Source organism: Streptomyces sp. XY006 (genome assembly GCF_002237655.1).
In the GTDB taxonomy this organism is placed as follows: Bacteria; Actinomycetota; Actinomycetes; order Streptomycetales; family Streptomycetaceae; genus Streptomyces; species Streptomyces levis.
Map to the genome: position 1 here is coordinate 53,617 of NZ_NOKT01000014.1, position 18,468 is coordinate 72,084.

Sequence of the window (18,468 nt, forward strand, 5' to 3'; positions counted from 1 at the left end):
TTTCGTCGGGGTGACCTGTCGTTTCCGAGGGTTCCCCGAAATTACTAAGCGGTAACTTATGCGGTCCGTCTGAGACTACCCCTATCTTCCGCCGCACTGTAGCCGGGTGGGCAGTGATCTGAATCGCTGAGGGTTGCCTCAGAAGCGCCGCGGAATCCGGCCGCGATCCCGTCGTGTTATTCGTACCGAATTGTCATAGTGACGCCTAACTTATATCCGTGCTCTACGGGATCGCTGCCGCCGCCACCGCCCTCCTCCTCACCGCCCTGCTCGCGGCCGCCCTGCGGACCCCCGCCCTGCGGCTGCGGCTGGTCGAGCGGCGGCGGCAGCGGGAGGTGCCGCTGTCCGGCGGAGTGGCCGTCGTGGTCGTCACCGGGGCGGTGGTCGTCGTCAAGGACTGGGGGACGGCCGGGAGCGGGACCGGCGGGCTGCTCGTCGCCGGCGGTGTCGTGGCCCTGCTCGGGCTGGCCGACGACGTGTGGCGGCTGCGGCGGCGGGTGCTGGCCGCCGGCACGGCCGTGGCCGCCGCGTGCGTCGTGCCGTACGGGGAGACGGGTGTGGTGCCCGGGCTGCTCGCCGTCGCCTGGGCCGTGGGGGTGACCTTCGCCTTCCGAGGGCTGGACCACGCCGACGGGCTCGCCGGGACGGCCGGGGTGGTCGGCGCCTTCGGGGTGGCGGCCTGCGCGGCGGTCGACGTCCTGGACGGGGTCGCCGGGCTGATGAGCGTGCTGGCCGCGGCGCTGACCGGCTTCCTGCTGCACAACTGGCATCCCGCGCGCGTGGGTCTGGGCAGTTGCGGGTCCATGACCGCCGGGTTCGTGATCGCGCTCGGGCTGGTGCACGTCCGGGCCGGGTTCGGGCTCGCGGAGAGCGCGGGGGTGCTCTTCGCGCTGACGGCCCTGGCGGGCGCCGACGCCGTGCTCGTGCTGCTGACGCGGCGGCTGGGCGGGCGGCCCGTCCTGCGCAGCGGCCCCGACCATCTCGCGCACCGGCTGCGCCGGCTCGGTCCGACCGTGCCGGGCGTCACCCTGCTGCTGGGCCTCGCGGCGTTGTCCGGCGCGGTCGTCGGGGTACTCGCGCACGCCGAACGGGTCGGGAGCGACGCCCTGTGGTGGGTGGCGGGCGGGGCGGTGGTGGTGGTGTTGTCCCTCTCCCGTGTCCCTGTGTACACCGCTCGACGCTCAGTATCGCCGCAGGTCAGAGCGCCGTTGCGTGTAAGGAACGGATAAGACTTGAGCCCGGTCGACTCAGCTCTGTTGACCGGTGGGGAGCCGTCGTGCACACTTGAGTCCGTTGCACTCAAGTCAGCTGGAGGAACCAACCATGGCACGTGCGGTCGGCATCGACCTGGGCACGACTAACTCCGTCGTCAGCGTTCTGGAGGGCGGCGAGCCCACCGTCATCACCAACGCCGAGGGCGCCAGGACCACGCCGTCCGTCGTCGCCTTCGCCAAGAACGGTGAGGTGCTCGTCGGCGAGGTCGCCAAGCGCCAGGCGGTCACGAACGTGGACCGGACCATCCGCTCCGTCAAGCGCCACATGGGCACGGACTGGAAGATCGAGCTCGACGGGAAGCCCTTCAACCCGCAGCAGATCAGCGCCTTCGTGCTGCAGAAGCTGAAGCGGGACGCCGAGGCCTACCTGGGCGAGAAGGTGACCGACGCGGTCATCACCGTCCCGGCGTACTTCAACGACTCCGAGCGCCAGGCCACGAAGGAGGCCGGCGAGATCGCCGGTCTGAACGTGCTGCGCATCGTCAACGAGCCGACCGCCGCCGCGCTGGCGTACGGCCTCGACAAGGACGACCAGACCATCCTGGTCTTCGACCTCGGTGGCGGTACGTTCGACGTCTCGCTGCTGGAGATCGGCGACGGCGTCGTCGAGGTGAAGGCCACCAACGGTGACAACCACCTCGGTGGTGACGACTGGGACCAGCGCATCGTCGACTACCTGGTCCAGCAGTTCCAGTCCGGCCACGGCGTGGACCTGGGCAAGGACAAGATGGCCCTGCAGCGTCTGCGCGAGGCCGCCGAGAAGGCGAAGATCGAGCTGTCCTCGTCGACCGAGACCTCGATCAACCTGCCCTACATCACCGCCTCCGCCGAGGGCCCCCTGCACCTCGACGAGAAGCTCACCCGCGCGCAGTTCCAGCAGCTGACCGCGGACCTCCTGGAGCGCTGCAAGACGCCGTTCCACAACGTCATCAAGGACGCCGGCATCTCCATCAGCGAGATCGACCACGTCGTCCTCGTCGGCGGCTCGACCCGTATGCCCGCCGTCGCCGAGCTCGTCAAGGAGCTGACCGGCGGCAAGGACGCCAACAAGGGCGTCAACCCGGACGAGGTCGTCGCCATCGGCGCCGCCCTGCAGGCCGGTGTCCTCAAGGGCGAGGTCAAGGACGTCCTGCTCCTCGACGTCACCCCGCTGTCCCTCGGCATCGAGACCAAGGGCGGCATCATGACCAAGCTCATCGAGCGGAACACGACGATCCCGACCAAGCGGTCCGAGATCTTCACCACCGCCGAGGACAACCAGCCGTCCGTGCAGATCCAGGTCTACCAGGGCGAGCGCGAGATCGCGGCGTACAACAAGAAGCTCGGGATGTTCGAGCTGACCGGTCTGCCCCCGGCGCCCCGCGGCGTCCCGCAGATCGAGGTGTCCTTCGACATCGACGCCAACGGCATCATGCACGTGACCGCGAAGGACCTCGGCACGGGCAAGGAGCAGAAGATGACCGTCACCGGCGGCTCCTCGCTGCCGAAGGACGAGGTCGACCGCATGCGCGAGGAGGCCGAGCGCTACGCGGAGGAGGACCACAAGCGCCGCGAGGCCGCCGAGTCCCGCAACCAGGGCGAGCAGCTCGTCTACCAGACCGAGAAGTTCCTCAAGGACAACGAGGACAAGGTCCCGGGCGAGATCAAGACCGAGGTCGAGGAGGCCGTCGCCGAGCTGAAGGAGAAGCTCAAGGGCGAGGACACCACCGAGATCCGCACGGCCACCGAGAAGGTCGCCGCCGTCTCCCAGAAGCTGGGCCAGGCCATGTACGCCGACGCCCAGGGCGCCCAGGCCGCCGGCGGCGCCTCCGCCGGAGCCGGCGCGGGTGCCGGTGACGCCAAGGCCGACGACGACGTCGTCGACGCCGAGATCGTCGACGAGGACCGGAAGGACGGTGCCGCGTGACGGAGGAGACCCCGGGCTTCGACGAGCAGCAGCCCGACGTCCCTTCCGGCGCCACCTCCGACGACGCCGAGCCGAAGGCCGCCTCCTCCTCCCCGGAGGAGAAGGCGGCCCCGGCCGGGGACACGGGCCAGGACGCCGGTCTGGTGGCCCAGCTGGACCAGGTGCGCACCGCCCTCGGCGAGCGCACCGCGGACCTCCAGCGCCTCCAGGCCGAGTACCAGAACTACCGCCGCCGGGTCGAGCGCGACCGGATCGCGGTCAAGGAGATCGCCATCGCGAACCTCCTGACCGAGCTCCTGCCCGTGCTCGACGACATCGGCCGCGCGCGCGAGCACGGCGAACTGGTGGGCGGCTTCAAGTCCGTCGCCGAGTCGCTGGAGAGCACCGCGGCCAAGATGGGCCTGCAGCAGTTCGGCAAGGAGGGCGAGCCCTTCGACCCGACGATCCACGAGGCCCTGATGCACAGCTACGCGCCGGACGTCACCGAGACGACCTGCGTGGCGATTCTGCAGCCCGGGTACCGGATCGGCGAGCGCACCATCCGCCCCGCGCGGGTGGCGGTGGCCGAGCCCCAGCCGGGGGCACAGACGGTCAAGGCGGACGAGTCCGCCGAAGCCGACGACAAGGAGAGCGGTGGCCCGGACGAGGGCTGACGTGGACGAAGGGAAGGAGGGGCGTCGAGGATGAGCACCAAGGACTTCATCGAGAAGGACTACTACAAGGTCCTCGGCGTCCCCAAGGACGCCACCGAGGCCGAGATCAAGAAGGCGTACCGGAAGCTCGCCCGCGAGTTCCACCCGGACGCCAACAAGGGAAACGTCAGGGCCGAGGAGCGCTTCAAGGAGATCTCCGAGGCCAACGACATCCTCGGTGACCCCAAGAAGCGCAAGGAGTACGACGAGGCGCGCGCCCTCTTCGGCAACGGCGGCTTCCGCCCGGGGCCCGGCGGCGCGGGCGGCTCCTTCAACTTCGACCTGGGCGACCTCTTCGGGGGCGGCCAGGGGGGCCAGGGCGCCGGCGGCTTCGGCGGCGGCCTCGGTGACGTCTTCGGGGGCCTGTTCAACCGCGGCGGCGCCGGCCCGGGCACGCGTACGCAGCCCCGGCGCGGCCAGGACATCGAGTCCGAGGTCACGCTCAGCTTCACGGAGGCCATCGAGGGCGCGACCGTCCCGCTGCGGATGTCCTCCCAGTCGCCCTGCAAGGCCTGTTCGGGCACCGGCGACAAGAACGGCACACCGCGCGTGTGCCCGACCTGCGTCGGCACCGGGCAGGTCGCCCGGGGCAGCGGCGGCGGCTTCTCCCTCACCGACCCCTGCCCGGACTGCAAGGGCCGCGGCCTGATCGCCGAGACCCCCTGCGACGTCTGCAAGGGCAGCGGCCGGGCCAAGTCCTCGCGGACCATGCAGGTGCGCATCCCGGCGGGCGTCAGCGACGGCCAGCGGATCCGGCTGCGCGGCAAGGGCGCGCCGGGCGAGCGCGGCGGTCCGGCGGGCGACCTGTACGTGGTCGTGCACGTCGACTCCCACCCCGTGTTCGGCCGCAAGGACGACAACCTCACCGTCACCGTCCCGGTCACCTTCACCGAGGCGGCCCTCGGCGGCGAGGTGCGGGTGCCCACCCTGGGCGGCCCGCCCGTCACGCTGAAGCTGCCCCCCGGCACGCCGAACGGCCGTACGATGCGCGCCCGGGGCAAGGGCGCGGTCCGCAAGGACGGCACCCGCGGCGACCTCCTGGTCACCGTCGAGGTGAGTGTCCCGAAGGACCTGACGGGGAAGGCTCGTGACGCACTCGAGGCGTATCGCGAGGCGACCGCGGGTGAGGATCCGCGGGCGGAGCTGTTCCAGGCCGCGAAGGGAGCATGAGTCAGATGGACGGTCGTCGACGCAACCCGTATGAACTGACCGAGGAGACCCCGGTCTACGTCATCTCGGTGGCGGCCCAGCTGTCCGGCCTGCACCCGCAGACCCTGCGCCAGTACGACCGTCTGGGCCTGGTGTCCCCGGACCGCACGGCCGGCCGGGGCCGGCGCTACTCGGCCCGTGACATCGAACTGCTCCGCCAGGTGCAGCAGTTGTCGCAGGACGAGGGCATCAACCTGGCCGGAATCAAGCGCATCATCGAACTGGAGAACCAGGTCGCGGCCCTCCAGGCCCGGGTGGCCGAGCTGGAGGACGCGCTCGACGGCGCCGCGGCGGCGATGCGCCAGCGCGAGGCGGCGGTGCACGCGTCGTACCGCCGGGACCTGGTGCCGTACCAGGAGGTGCAGCAGACCAGCGCGCTGGTGGTGTGGCGGCCGAAGCGGCAGCAGCAGTCCGACTGACGCGCCCATCGCGCGGAAAAGGGGCCGGGAGGAGACTCCCGGCCCCTTTCGCGTGCCTTGTGCGCCTTGAGGGCGATTCCGCCCCCCTCCTCGTCGATGACCGGGCCGTGAGCGGGACTTGAAGATGATTCCGCAGAGTCTTCACAACTGCTGCGGAGCGTGGTGTTGCCATCTCGTTAAGTGGTTCCGCTTGACGCTGGGGGGCGCGTCCGCGTTGTCTTTTCAGACACATGGGCCGCAATGCTGTGCCCACGTCCGAATCACACGCGAAGTGAGCTTCCGCATGCGTCGTCGTATCGCCATATCCGTGGCCACCGCCACGATCTCCGTCACGCTCGCCGGCTGCGGCGTGCTCAACGCGACCGGGAGCAGCGACGACGCGAGCCCGACCAAGGGCAACGACATCACGGTGGGCCTGCTGCTGCCGGAGAAGGCGAACACGCGCTACGAGAACTTCGACTACCCGATCATCAAGCGGAAGGTCGAGTCGCTCACCAACGACAAGGGCCGCGTCGAGTACGCCAACGCCGAGGCCGACGCCGGCAAGCAGGCGAGCCAGATGCAGAAGATGATCGACGACCGCGTCGACGTGATCCTGCTGGACGCGGTCGACTCGCACGCCATCGCCGACGGCGTGAAGAAGGCCAAGGAGGCCGGCATCCCGGTCATCGCCTACGACCGGCTGGCCGAGGGCCCGATCGAGGCGTACATCTCCTTCGACAACGAACTGGTCGGCGAGGTCCAGGGCCGCTCGCTGCTGGAGGCCATCGGCGAGAAGGCGAGCCTGTCCGACAAGATCGTCATGATGAACGGCTCGTCGACGGACCCCAACGCCAAGCAGTTCAAGGCCGGGGCGATGTCCGAGCTGAACGGCAAGGTGACGATCGCGCAGTCCTTCGACACCAAGGACTGGAAGCCGGAGAACGCCCAGGCCAACATGGCCGAGGCGATCGCGAGGATCGGCAAGGACAACATCAAGGCCGTCTACTCGGCCAACGACGGCATGGCCGGCGGCATCGTCAAGGCCCTGGAGGCCGCGGGCGTGACCGACCTGCCGCCGATCACCGGCCAGGACGCCGAACTCGCGGCCGTGCAGCGGATCCTCGCGGACGAGCAGTACATGAGCGTCTACAAGTCGTACCCGCAGGAGGCGGAGAACGCCGCGGAGATGGCCGTCGCCAAGGTGCAGGGCCGCGACATCCAGTTCGCCGCGCTCACCCGCGACAAGGTCGACAGCCCCACGCACAAGGGCATTCCGGCCCAGCTCGTGCCGGTGGTCGCGCTGACCAAGGAGAACATCGAGGACACGGTCGTGGCAGACGACATCTACAAGGTGTCGGACATCTGCACCGCCAAGTACAAGGCGGCGTGCCAGGCGGCCGGTCTCAACTAGCCGGTTCCGGCGCCCGCGGGGCCCGGGCCCGTCCCGGGCGTCCGGCCAGGGTGAGCGCCCGGAGCAGCCACTCGGCGGGCCCGTGCCCGAAGCGCCGCAGCCACGCGGTGCTGAGGGCCAGCTGGAGCGCGTACACGGCGAGGGCGAGCAGCAGCACGGCGGCCGCCCCCAGCCGCCCGTACAGGGACAGGCCGTACGCCGTCGCCACGCACATCACGACCAGGGACTGCCCCAGGTAGTTCGTGAGCGCGAGGCGGCCCGCCGGGACGAACAGCCGCCGCACCCGGTCACCCCGCGGGGAGTCCAGCAGGAGCAGCAGCAGGCACGCGTAGGCGGCCGACAGGGCCGGCGCCGTCAGGGTGCCCACGCCGACGCCCAGGAGGTGCCAGCGGTCCTCCAGCGGCCCCTGGGCGGCGCAGGCGAAGAACACCGCCCCCGGGAGCCCGACGGCCAGTCCGGCCGCCGCGGTCCGCCGCAGCCGGGCGCGGCCCACCCCGCCGGGAGCGAGCAGGCGCCGTTTGCCCGCCGCCAGACCCAGCAGGAAGGCCGCGAGCACGCCCGGGGCCATCAGCAGCACGGCGGCGAGGGTGAGCGGCAGCCGGTCCAGGTTCTCCCGTACGACCGTGCCGGCGGTGCCGCGGTAGGCGGCCACGGCCTCGGCGATCGCCCCGTGCGGCACGGGCTCCTCCTCGTCCACCGCCGTGGTGAGCGCCCCCAGGGCGACGAGGACGACGCCGAACACGCCGTAGAGCCAGGCGGCGGCCTTCACCGCCGTGGCCGGTGCGATCCGCCGCGCCCACAGCAGGACCAGGCCCAGCAGGCCGTAGGCCATGAGGATGTCGCCGGTGTACAGCAGCACGGCGTGCGCCAGGCCGAGGAGCACCAGGCCCAGGGACCGGCGCAGGAAGCGCGCGGTGACGGAGCCGCCGTCCCGCTCGGCGGAGACCGTCTGCAGCGTGAAGCTGTAGCCGAACAGGAACGAGAACAGCAGGTAGAACTTGCTCGACGCCAGCGCCGTCACCAGCCAGACGGCGACGTGGTCCGCGGGCGTCGCGCCGGGGTCGCGGAACCCCTCCGCCTCCCAGGGGCTCAGCATCTGCGCGCTGTTGACCACCAGGATGCCCAGCAGGGCGAAACCCCGCAGCGCGTCCACGGCGGGCAGCCGCCGGCGGTCCGCCGGTTCCCCCGGGTCGTCCATCTCTCCCCCTCGCCGGGCAGGCGGGCCCGGCCCGTGATCACAAAGGTCGCACATCGGCCGTACGGACGGCACCCCTTGGCGCGGCAACAGGCCAGGTCGGAGCGAGCGGAGGCACGGGCCCGGCGGCGCGGAAAGGAACTCCGGCGCGGGGGAGCCGTGTTGCGGAGCAGGTCCCGGCCGCGCATAGTTGCGCTGCGGAAGACGGCGTAACCGGGGGTGGAACGGGCGATGGCCGGGCACGGGGCGGAGGAGCATCCTCACGGTGCCGACCGGCTGTGCGAGGCCGGGGATCGCGTGTATTCCCGGGCCGTGCGGCGGGGCCGGGTCGCGCGCCGGGACGCGGAGCCGGTGCCCTGCCTGCTGGAACTCGCCCTGCTGCACCCGGACCCGGACGACATGGACTGGCTGGTGCCGACCTCTCCGCAGGAGGTCATGACCCGGCTGCTGCGCGGGATGTACGACGAGGTCAGCGCGAGCCAGCGGCGGGTGGGTTCGGCCGTGGCCGCGTTCGAGCGGTACGCCGGGCTGGGCCGCCAGGTGCAGCCGGCCGCGGCCGCCACGGAGGGCCCGGCGATCCGGGTCCTGGACGGACTCGCCCGGATCCAGGCGGCGATGGACGAGGCGACCCAGGCGTGCACGACCGAGGTGCTGACCGTGCAGCCGGGCGGCATCCGGCGCGAGGCGGAGCTCTCCGAGGGGCTGCACCGGGCGCTGGCGCTGCGGGGCCGCGGGGTGCGGATGCGGGACCTGTACACCCATGTCGCCCGGCACGGGCAGGGGCTGCTGACGTATCTGGAGCTGATGGGCGACGCGGTCGAGGCGCGCACGCTGGACGAGGTCATCGACCGGCTGATCCTGTTCGACCGGACGGTGGCGTTCATCCCCGCCAACACCGACCGGACGATGGCGCTGGAGCTGCGCCACCCCGCGCTGATCGAGTATCTGGTCACGGTCTTCGAGCGGCTGTGGCGCCTGGCGATCCCGCTGACGGCCCCGCTGCCCGACACGGGCATCGAGGGCATCTCCCACCGGGAGCAGTCCATCGCGGCGCTGCTGGCGGAGGGCCACCAGGACGCGGTGATCGCGGAGCGCCTGGGCATCAGCGTCCGTACCTGCCGGGCGCACATCGCGCGGCTGTCGGAGACGCTGGGGGCGGCGAGCCGTACGCAACTGGGCGTGCGCATCGCCCAGGCGGGCCTGGACGGGCCGCCACGGGGGGCCGCCGCCCGGCAGGTCAGTCTTCCCGGTCGAGAATCCCGGACTGCCCGATGAGGTACCCGAGCTGGGCCCTGCTCTGACTGCCCAGCGTGGCGGCGAGCTTGGCGATGTGGACGCGGGCGGTGCGGATGTTCATCCCGAGCCGGTCGGCGATGACGGCATCGGTGTGCCCTTCGACGAGGAGGGCCGCGATGGCCCGCTGGCGGGGGGTGATGCCGTCGCGGGAGGGCTGGGGGGCGGCTTCGGGGAACACCGGGGTGGCCAGGCGCCAGAGGCGGTCGAACGTGGTGGCCAGGAACCGCACGATGGCCGGGTGACGGATCTCCAGGGCGAGGTCACCGCTGCCGTCGGCGGGCATGAACGCGACCTCCCGGTCCACGACGATGAGCCGGTCGGTGATCTCGTCCAGGGCCCGCGCCTCGACGTCGCCGTCGAGCCGGTCGTGGTAGGCGGCGGTCGTGGGGGAGTGGCGGAGCGTGTGCTGGTAGAGGGTGCGGATGCGGCCGCCCCGGTCCAGCAGCGACTGGTCGCGGCTCAGGGCCAGGGCGTAGGCCGCCTCGACGCGCTGCGGCGGGAGACCGGCGCGCGGCTGGATGGTGAGCAGTTCGCGTGACGCGTCCGTCAGCACCTCGGTGAGCGTCCTGTTGATCGTCTCCTTGCCGCTGAGGAGCCGGAGCGTCGGGGTGGTGTCCGCGGCCGTGCCGTGCCCCTCGGCGGCCCCGAGGGCTCCGAAGGTCTCGGCCAGCCGTTCCTCGCGCCGCCGTTCCCGTGCGATGCGTTCGGCGGTGGTCCGCAGCAGCCGGTGCAGGGCGACGGCCGGGGCGACGGGCTCCAGCCGGTGCGGATCGTCGACGGCGGGCTGCAGCAGGCCGAACTCCGCCAGACAGGGCGCGGCGTGGGCCTCACCGGCGTCCACGCGGCCTTCCCGCAGGGCACGTTCGTACAGGTCCGTGCCGGCCCGGCACAGGTCCTCCGGGGCGTGCGGGGGGTGTGGCGCCGAAGTCACCCGGGGATTCCTCCTGTTCAGTGGTCCTGCTGCAGGATCCCCGACTGGGCGATGAGATAGCCGAGCTGGGCCCGGCTGCCGCTGCCCAGGGCCGACGCCAGCTTGGCTATGTGGGCCCGGCAGGTGCGGACGTTCATGCCGAGGCGGCGGGCGATGGCCTCGTCCACGTGGCCCTCCACCAGGAGCTTGGCGATGGAGTGCTGGATCTCGGTGATGCCGTCGGAGGCCGCCTCGTAGGGCGCGCCGGTGCTCATGGGCACCGCACGGTCCCAGAGGTACTCGAAGACCTTGATGAGGTAGCGCACGAGCCCGGGATGGCGCAGCTCCAGGGCGATCTGCTGGTCGTCCCGCGCCGGGATGAAGGCGACCGTCTCGTCGCAGATGATCAGGCGCTCGACGAGCTCGTCGATGGTGCGGTACTCCACCTTCCCCTCGGACAGCCGCGCCACGTAGGCAAGTTTCTCGGGGTTGTAGCGGGCGGTGTGCTGGTACAGACTCCGGACCTTGACCCCTCGGTCGATCAGGGGCTTGTCGCGTTCGAGACTGCGCAGCAGGCTCCGCTCGGAGACACGGTCGCTGGGCTGTACCGTCAGCAGCTCCGCCTGGCACTGGGCGGTGGCCAGGTTGAGCGCGGCGTTGATGCGTTCACCGCCTTCGAGCACGGTGATGGAGTCGCCGGACGCCGTGTGGGTACCCATGGCCATGAACGGCTGGAAGGTCTCCGCCAGATCGACGGCCAGGCGCCTGCGCTGGGCGATCTCGTTCTCCAGGGGACCGAGCTGCCGGGACAGGGCGATGACCGGGGGCACCGGACGCAGCCAGTCGGGATCGTCCGGATCGGGGTGGAGGAGGTCGAACTCCACCAGGCAAGGCGCCGACTCCACTTCCGCGCGTGCGATGCGTCCGGTACGCAGAGCGGAGGCGTACAGACGGCCTCCCTCCTCGCACCACTCGGTCATCGCATGGGGATGTGTCTCCTTTGTCGGATTCGTTGCCAAATCTCCACCCCCCAGGGTCCTGAACATGCAGGAACATGATGCATCGATTGTGTGGCCATGACGTGCCCGAATGAGCCATCGTCGTACTCGACGGGGGAAAAGGGGACCTTCAAGTGAGGACGAAGCCGACTATGCGTAACAAAATGCTTCGCTCGGTGCTTGTCGCCGCCTTCTCCGCCGTCGTAGCCCTCGGTGCGCTGAGCGGCTTCTCCGATGAGGAGAGCGGAACCCGGGCGAACACGCAGTGGCCGGCGGTGGCTGTGAACGCGGCAGTGGCTGACAACACCCAGTGGCCGAGCCCCGGGGTCGACGGAGCGGGGAGCTGACCGTGACCACTCCACCCGACGACCGCTCCTTCCGCCGTGAAATGGCCACCGCCTACCGCTCCGGCTGGCACTTCATCGACCTGGTCACCGCCATCCCCCACAGCGGTGACTCGCTGATGGTGACCGTGTTCGGTGAGCCGGTCGTCGTCACGCGCGACGAGGACGGAGACGTGCGGGCGTACCGGTGTCTGCGGCGGCCTCGGGGGGCGCCGCAGCCAGTGCGATGTGCCGTGCGGTACGGAATGATCTTTGTGAACCTGGACCAACGGGACCACCAGCAGGTGGAGGCCGACTCCCCTGTCCCGCGGACCATCTCTGCCACCCCCCGCAGTGCCTGACGCGATTCCCCCGTCGTAACAGATCGCTCAGGTGCTTCCCCCCGCAGCGGCGTCACCGTGACCTGAACACGGTGACGCCGCTGCAGTTTGTGGGGACATTTCCGGGTATCGGCCCGCTTCCCTTGTGGCCGGAACCGGTCGATCACCGGTGTGGATGTTCACTTCGCTCAACCGCGCCCCAGCGCGCGGGTCAGCTCTATCTCGATGACCACACGTGACGGGTTCGGCGACGGCGTCCGCCCGTAGCGCTCCGCGTAGCGGCGCTCCGCCTCCGCCACCCGCTCCGGTTCCGTACGGACGAAGGCCCGGCCCTCCAGTGTCGCCCAGCGTCTGCCCTCCAGCTGGCAGACGGCGACCGCCGCCCCCTCGTCCCCGGCGGCCAGCACGTGCCGCACCTTCGCGCTCGTCCTGTTGGTGATGACCCGAGCGAGCCGGGCCGCGGGATCGTATGTCACCCCGGCGGGTACCACGTGCGGAGTGCCGTCCGGGCGGAGCGTCGTCAGGGTGCACAGGTGCCGTTCCCGCCAGAAGCCGAGATACGACGGGTCCGGGGCGCCCGGATCGACGGAGTACTTGGTCGCCATGGCCCGGAACTTAGCTCCTGCGCCTCCCCGGCACCGCCTTGAGTGGAGTAGACTCAACTTTGTGTAAGTCGTTCGGGTCAGTGCAAGGAGGAGAACGCGAACGTGGACGCCGAGCTGACCAACCGGAGCCGGGACGCGATCAACGCTGCCAGCAACCGGGCCGTGACCGAGGGGCACCCCGACCTCACCCCCGCCCACCTGCTCCTCGCACTGCTCCAGGGGCAGGACAACGAGAACATCACCGACCTGCTCGCCGCGGTCGAAGCCGACCAGGCCGCCGTGCGCTCCGGCGCCGAGCGCGTGCTCGCCGGGCTGCCCAGCGTGACCGGGTCGACCGTCGCGCCGCCCCAGCCCAACCGCGAGACGCTCGCCGTCGTCGCCGACGCGCAGGCCCGCGCCAAGGACCTCGGCGACGAGTACCTCTCCACGGAGCATCTGCTCATCGGCATCGCCGCCAAGGGCGGCGCGGCCGGCGAGGTGCTCTCCCGGCAGGGCGCCGACGCCAAGAAGCTTCAGGCCGCCTTCCAGAAGACGCGAGGACAGCGCCGCGTGACCACCGCAGACCCCGAGGGCCAGTACAAGGCCCTGGAGAAGTTCGGGACCGACTTCACCGCCGCCGCCCGCGAGGGCAAGCTCGACCCGGTCATCGGCCGGGACCAGGAGATCCGGCGCGTGGTGCAGGTGCTGTCGCGGCGCACCAAGAACAACCCCGTGCTGATCGGCGAGCCCGGCGTCGGCAAGACCGCCGTCGTCGAGGGGCTCGCCCAGCGGATCGTCAAGGGCGACGTGCCCGAGTCGCTGAAGGACAAGCGGCTCGTCGCGCTCGACCTCGGCGCCATGGTCGCGGGCGCCAAGTACCGGGGCGAGTTCGAGGAGCGCCTGAAGACCGTCCTGGCCGAGATCAAGGACTCCGACGGGCAGATCATCACCTTCATCGACGAGCTGCACACCGTCGTGGGCGCCGGGGCCGGCGGCGACTCCGCCATGGACGCCGGCAACATGCTCAAGCCCATGCTGGCCCGCGGCGAGCTGCGCATGGTCGGCGCGACGACCCTCGACGAGTACCGCGAGCGGATCGAGAAGGACCCCGCCCTGGAGCGGCGCTTCCAGCAGGTGCTGGTCGCCGAGCCGTCCGTCGAGGACTCCATCGCGATCCTGCGCGGACTCAAGGGACGCTACGAGGCCCACCACAAGGTGCAGATCGCCGACAGCGCGCTCGTCGCCGCCGCGTCGCTCTCCGACCGGTACATCACCTCCCGCTTCCTGCCCGACAAGGCCATCGACCTGGTCGACGAGGCCGCCTCGCGGCTGCGCATGGAGATCGACTCCTCGCCCGTCGAGATCGACGAACTCCAGCGCGCCGTCGACCGGCTGAAGATGGAGGAGCTGGCGATCGGCAAGGAGACCGACGCGGCCTCCCGCGAGCGCCTGGAGAAGCTGCGCCGCGACCTCGCCGACAAGGAGGAGGAGCTGCGCGGCCTGACCGCCCGCTGGGAGAAGGAGAAGCAGTCCCTCAACCGCGTCGGCGAGCTGAAGGAACGCCTCGACGAACTGCGTGGCCAGGCCGAACGCGCCCAGCGCGACGGCGACTTCGACACCGCCTCCAAGCTGCTGTACGGCGAGATCCCGGCCCTGGAGCGCGACCTTGAGGCCGCGTCCGAGGCCGAGGAGGAGGTTGCCAAGGACACCATGGTCAAGGAGGAGGTCGGCGCCGACGACATCGCCGACGTCGTCGCCTCCTGGACCGGCATCCCCGCCGGGCGCCTGATGGAGGGCGAGACGCAGAAGCTGCTGCGCATGGAGGACGAGCTGGGCAAGCGGCTCATCGGGCAGAGCGAGGCCGTGCGCGCCGTGTCCGACGCCGTACGCCGCTCACGCGCCGGGATCGCCGACCCCGACCGGCCCACCGGGTCCTTCCTCTTCCTCGGCCCGACCGGCGTCGGCAAGACCGAACTCGCCAAGGCCCTCGCCGACTTCCTCTTCGACGACGAGCGGGCCATGGTCCGCATCGACATGTCGGAGTACAGCGAGAAGCACAGTGTGGCCCGCCTCGTCGGCGCCCCGCCCGGATACGTCGGTTACGAGGAGGGCGGCCAGCTCACCGAGGCCGTGCGCCGGCGGCCGTACTCCGTCGTCCTGCTGGACGAGGTCGAGAAGGCCCACCCCGAGGTCTTCGACATCCTGCTGCAGGTGCTCGACGACGGCCGGCTCACGGACGGACAGGGCCGCACGGTCGACTTCCGCAACACGATCCTGGTGCTCACCTCGAACCTGGGCAGCCAGTTCCTGGTCGACCCGATCACCAGCGAGGCGGAGAAGAAGGAGCAGGTGCTGGAGGTGGTGCGCAGCTCCTTCAAGCCGGAGTTCCTCAACCGCCTGGACGACCTGGTCGTCTTCGCCGCGCTGACCAAGCCGGAGCTGGAGCGCATCGCCAAGCTCCAGATCGACCGCCTGGCCAAGCGCCTGGCCGAGCGGCGCCTGACCCTCGACATCACGCCGGAGGCCCTGGCCTGGCTCGCCGAGGAGGGCCTGGACCCGGCCTACGGGGCCCGGCCGCTGCGGCGGCTCGTCCAGTCGGCCATCGGCGACCGCCTCGCCAAGGAGATCCTCTCCGGGGAGATCAAGGACGGCGACACGGTCCGCGTCGACCGCTTCGAGGACGGGCTCCTGGTGGGCCCGGCCACGGGCAAGACCCTGTAGGCGGCCCGGACCCGGGGGTCACATCGTGAACGCCGAGAAGCGCACCCGCGCCGTCTCGGCGTTCTCGTACTCCACCCGCACCTGCACCACGTGCGCCTGCGGGGTGCCCGGCAGGCCGTCCTCGTGGGTCACGTCGAGGCAGAGCGCCCCGCAGACCCCGCCCCCCGTGCGCGGCTCCGGGGCGTCCGGGTAGGTCGTCCGCAGCCAGCCGCGCACGTCCTCGCGGGGCATCCGCAGCACCGCCGAGTACGCGGTGTCGATGCCCCGCTGCACCGTGCAGTCCCGCACCTCGGCCTCGCCGGGAGGTGCGGCGCCGCCGAAGGCCAGGGCCTCGGCGCAGGGGACACCGGCCGCCGCGCCGGAGCGGTCGTCCCCGTTCTCGTCGGACCAGGCCCACATGAAAAGGCCGAGGACGAGGAACCCGAGAACGAGCACCGGCAGCGCCACGAACGGCAGGACCAGCCCCCACCGGGTACGTCCTCGCTCCGCTTCCACCACGGCCACCGCCCCCTGTCGTCCACCCTTGGGGGAGACGGGCTGCGGCACCCGGAGGTTGCGGTTGACCGGATCGTGTCAGCCGTGGGCTGACAGGGTCTGTCGGGGCTTGCCACCCCCCTCCCCGCATGGGGGAGGATGGCGGAATCCGTACGAAGGGAAATTCACGGTGACCATCGACCCGTCCTCGATTCCGAACTTCGGGGGCCAGCCCGAGCCGCAGCCGCAAGGACCGGCGGGCCCCGTCGTCCCGGATCAGGACCTCGTGAAGCAGCTCCTCGACCAGATGGAGCTCAAGTACGTCGTCGACGACGAGGGAGACCTCGCGGCGCCGTGGGAGCAGTTCCGCACCTACTTCATGTTCCGTGGAGAGGGAGACCAGCAGGTCTTCTCCGTGCGGACGTTCTACGACCGGCCCCACGAGATCGAGGCCAAGCCGCAGATCCTGGAGTCCATCGACGACTGGAACCGCCGCACCCTGTGGCCCAAGGTCTACAGCCACACCCACGACGACGGCACGGTCCGCCTCATCGGCGAGGCCCAGATGCTGATCGGCATGGGCGTGAGCCTGGAGCACTTCGTCTCCTCGACGGTCAGCTGGGTGCGCGCCGCGATCGAGTTCGACAAGTGGCTCGTCGAGCAGCTCGGTCTGGAGCAGGAGATCAACGAGGCGGAGAAGCCCGAGGACGGCGAGTAGGCCCCGAGGGCCTCGCACGGCGCGTCGGCGCGTACGCACACGGTGCGCGCCGCACGCGCCGTCTGTCTTTTCCCGCCGTTCCCGCTGCTCCCGCGGTTCTGCCGCTCCCGCTCCTCTCGGCAGCCCGGCGCCTCAGCCGCCCGCGACGCCCTTGAGCCGCCCCACCGCCTCCTCCAGCACGGCCGTCCGCTTGCAGAAGGCGAAGCGCACGAACGGCGCGCCCTCCGCGCGATGGTCGTAGAAGACCGCGTTGGGGATGGCGACGACGCCCGCGCGTTCCGGCAGGGCGCGGCAGAAGGCGGTGCCGTCGCTCTCGCCGAGGGGGCGGATGTCGGTGGTCACGAAATACGTGCCCGAAGGGCGGAAGACCCGGAACCCGGCTTCCTCCAGACCCGCCGCCAGCAGGTTCCGCTTGGCCAGCATGTCGGCGCGGAAGTCCGTGAAGTACGACTCGGGCAGGGACAGGGCCTCGGCGACCGCGTACTGGAACGGGCCCGCCGAGACGTACGTCAGGTACTGCTTCGCCGAGCGGACCGCCGTGACCAGCCCCGGGGCGGCCGTCACCCACCCCACCTTCCAGCCGGTGAACGAGAACGTCTTGCCGCTGCTGGAGACGGTGACGGTGCGCTCGCGCATCCCCGGGAAGGCCGCCAGCGGCACGTGCTCGGCGTCGTCGAAGACCAGGTGCTCGTACACCTCGTCCGTCACGACCAGCAGGTCACGCTCCACCGCCAGCTCGGCGATGGCGGCCAGCTCCGCACGGGTGAGGACCGTGCCGGTCGGGTTGTGCGGGGTGTTGATCAGCAGCAGGCGGGTGCGGTCGGTGACGGCGCCGCGCAGCTCGTCGAGGTCCAGCCGGAAACGGCCCTCCTCGACGTCCGCGCGCAGCGTCACCGGCACGCGGCGCCCGCCGGCCATCGCGACGCACGCCGCGTACGAGTCGTAGTACGGCTCCAGGGCGACCACCTCGTCACCGGGCTCCACCAGTGCCAGCAGGGCGGCGGCGATGGCCTCGGTGGCACCGGCCGTGACCAGGACCTCCGTGTCGGGGTCCCAGGACAGGCCGTAGCGGCGCTGCTGGTGTGCGGCGATCGCGGTGCGCAGCTCGGGGACGCCCGGGCCCGGCGGGTACTGGTTGCCGCGGCCGTCCCGCAGCGCCCGCACGGCCGCCTCCCTGACCTCCTCGGGTCCGTCGGTGTCGGGGAAGCCCTGCCCGAGGTTGATGGCCCCGGTGCTCAGGGCCAGGGCCGACATCTCGGCGAAGATCGTCGTCCCGAACTCGGCGAGCCGGCGGTTGAGGAGGGGGCGCGCACTGGAGGTCATGCGGGCCATCCTCCGCCGAAGCTCTGGAGTTCCTCAACTCACCTTCGCGGATTAGCACCTGTGCCGGCGCCCGGGGCCCCATCTCTGAGCAGGGGTAGGGCTGTCGTTGACTGTCGTCATCTGTCGTCGTTGGCCGCCCTCGGACGGCCCACAGACGGCCCGGCCCGCGAAGTAGCGGGGCCTGCCAAGTGGTGCATCTGGTCTATGGACGGGTGCAGAGGATGCGACGTTGATTACACGAGTGCAGGTCGGACTGGAGACCTGTTTGTTCCAAAGTAGTTTGGGCCCGTCTTGTGGCCTGATTGGTGTTCTGCTCACAGCAAGCGATAATGTGGGTGATTTTTGGCAGCGGGGTCAGGTTATGACGGTGCGCATGTCGGAGAGGCGCGTGTAGTTACTTATAGCTGGGAGAGGGTGCTTGCCGAGAGCCTGATCACCACTGTTGTCAGTACCTTGCTGTAGGCTAGTTGTCTGAGAAAAATGAACGCTGTCTGTAATCGGGGTGTGGAGTGAACGCAAATATCACTGATACGGCGAAGCCCCGCGCGGGGAAACGATTCCAGCCGACGAAAGAGCTCGCTCTTCATGCCCCAGCCCTAAAAGCATGTGCCGATCTGGCTGCTCCTAGGCGGGATTTGAGTATTGTTCGAGAGATGACAGGTCCGTACGGGATCCCTGATTTTACGGCAATT

At 70.6% G+C, this 18,468-nt stretch carries 16 protein-coding genes; 10 read left to right on the top strand and 6 right to left on the bottom strand.

Annotated features, from left to right (window positions below):
* The first annotated feature begins 218 nt into the window (after nt 1-218).
* The 6 genes from CHR28_RS17785 (at nt 219) to CHR28_RS17810 (ending at nt 6,893) form a co-directional block, all read left to right on the top strand.
* Nucleotides 219-1,229: an MraY family glycosyltransferase gene (locus CHR28_RS17785; RefSeq protein WP_094054623.1), complete on the top strand. Its 1,011-nt coding sequence runs from the start codon at nt 219-221 to the stop codon at nt 1,227-1,229.
* Nucleotides 1,230-1,323: 94 nt separating this feature from the next.
* The gene (dnaK, locus tag CHR28_RS17790) at nt 1,324-3,180 is read left to right on the top strand and encodes a molecular chaperone DnaK (RefSeq protein WP_094054624.1); all 1,857 of its coding nucleotides are present in this window, start codon (nt 1,324-1,326) and stop codon (nt 3,178-3,180) included.
* Nucleotides 3,177-3,833, top strand: a complete 657-nt coding sequence (grpE, locus tag CHR28_RS17795; protein ID WP_094054625.1) for a nucleotide exchange factor GrpE — start codon at nt 3,177-3,179, stop codon at nt 3,831-3,833. Before dnaK ends, grpE begins: the two co-directional genes overlap by 4 nt.
* Before the next feature lie 30 nt (nt 3,834-3,863).
* Complete coding sequence (gene dnaJ / locus CHR28_RS17800; RefSeq protein ID WP_094054626.1) at nt 3,864-5,042, top strand: molecular chaperone DnaJ; 1,179 nt, start codon at nt 3,864-3,866, stop codon at nt 5,040-5,042.
* Between the two features lie 5 nt (nt 5,043-5,047).
* Entirely contained in the window at nt 5,048-5,500 is a 453-nt protein-coding gene (locus tag CHR28_RS17805) for a heat shock protein transcriptional repressor HspR (protein ID WP_010032111.1), read from the top strand.
* A 283-nt stretch (nt 5,501-5,783) separates the two neighbouring features.
* Entirely contained in the window at nt 5,784-6,893 is a 1,110-nt protein-coding gene (locus tag CHR28_RS17810; RefSeq protein WP_373453362.1) for a sugar ABC transporter substrate-binding protein, read from the top strand.
* On the opposite strand, the gene CHR28_RS17815 is transcribed toward CHR28_RS17810, so the two are convergent.
* Nucleotides 6,886-8,091 carry a DUF418 domain-containing protein gene (locus tag CHR28_RS17815; protein ID WP_094054628.1) on the bottom strand — a complete coding sequence of 402 codons (1,206 nt, stop codon included), beginning with the start codon at nt 8,089-8,091 and terminating at the stop codon, nt 6,886-6,888. The two genes, CHR28_RS17810 and CHR28_RS17815, sit on opposite strands and share 8 nt — an antisense overlap.
* Nucleotides 8,092-8,319: 228 nt before the next feature.
* Here CHR28_RS17815 and CHR28_RS17820 point away from each other — a divergent pair, with 228 nt between their 5' ends.
* Nucleotides 8,320-9,363 carry a helix-turn-helix transcriptional regulator gene (locus CHR28_RS17820; RefSeq protein WP_094054629.1) on the top strand — a complete coding sequence of 348 codons (1,044 nt, stop codon included), beginning with the start codon at nt 8,320-8,322 and terminating at the stop codon, nt 9,361-9,363.
* Here CHR28_RS17820 and CHR28_RS17825 read toward each other — a convergent pair.
* Together CHR28_RS17825 and CHR28_RS17830 are read right to left on the bottom strand one after the other, a co-directional pair.
* Nucleotides 9,326-10,315: a helix-turn-helix transcriptional regulator gene (locus tag CHR28_RS17825; RefSeq protein WP_094054630.1), complete on the bottom strand. Its 990-nt coding sequence runs from the start codon at nt 10,313-10,315 to the stop codon at nt 9,326-9,328. The genes CHR28_RS17820 and CHR28_RS17825 overlap by 38 nt on opposite strands.
* A 17-nt stretch (nt 10,316-10,332) precedes the next feature.
* On the bottom strand, nt 10,333-11,274 hold the full coding sequence (locus tag CHR28_RS17830; RefSeq protein ID WP_256984288.1) for a helix-turn-helix transcriptional regulator: 942 nt from the start codon (nt 11,272-11,274) through the stop codon (nt 10,333-10,335).
* A gap of 367 nt (nt 11,275-11,641) precedes the next feature.
* Between CHR28_RS17830 and CHR28_RS17840 the strand changes: the two genes are divergently transcribed.
* On the top strand, nt 11,642-11,977 hold the full coding sequence (locus CHR28_RS17840; RefSeq protein WP_094054633.1) for a hypothetical protein: 336 nt from the start codon (nt 11,642-11,644) through the stop codon (nt 11,975-11,977).
* A 167-nt stretch (nt 11,978-12,144) separates the two neighbouring features.
* On the opposite strand, the gene CHR28_RS17845 is transcribed toward CHR28_RS17840, so the two are convergent.
* Nucleotides 12,145-12,561, bottom strand: a complete 417-nt coding sequence (locus CHR28_RS17845) for a pyridoxamine 5'-phosphate oxidase family protein (protein WP_094054634.1) — start codon at nt 12,559-12,561, stop codon at nt 12,145-12,147.
* A 102-nt stretch (nt 12,562-12,663) separates the two neighbouring features.
* Here CHR28_RS17845 and clpB point away from each other — a divergent pair, with 102 nt between their 5' ends.
* Nucleotides 12,664-15,261 (top strand): ATP-dependent chaperone ClpB, encoded by a 2,598-nt coding sequence (clpB, locus tag CHR28_RS17850; protein ID WP_094054635.1) that lies wholly within the window; start codon nt 12,664-12,666, stop codon nt 15,259-15,261.
* 18 nt (nt 15,262-15,279) lie between these two features.
* Here the strand turns inward: clpB and CHR28_RS17855 are convergent, their stop codons facing one another.
* Nucleotides 15,280-15,756, bottom strand: coding sequence for a hypothetical protein (locus CHR28_RS17855; RefSeq protein ID WP_256984289.1), 477 nt, complete (start codon nt 15,754-15,756; stop codon nt 15,280-15,282).
* A gap of 169 nt (nt 15,757-15,925) precedes the next feature.
* Here CHR28_RS17855 and CHR28_RS17860 point away from each other — a divergent pair, with 169 nt between their 5' ends.
* Complete coding sequence (locus CHR28_RS17860) at nt 15,926-16,453, top strand: YbjN domain-containing protein (protein ID WP_094054636.1); 528 nt, start codon at nt 15,926-15,928, stop codon at nt 16,451-16,453.
* Between the two features lie 132 nt (nt 16,454-16,585).
* Here the strand turns inward: CHR28_RS17860 and CHR28_RS17865 are convergent, their stop codons facing one another.
* Nucleotides 16,586-17,785 (bottom strand): pyridoxal phosphate-dependent aminotransferase, encoded by a 1,200-nt coding sequence (locus CHR28_RS17865; protein ID WP_094054637.1) that lies wholly within the window; start codon nt 17,783-17,785, stop codon nt 16,586-16,588.
* Between the last annotated feature and the right edge of the window lie 683 nt (nt 17,786-18,468).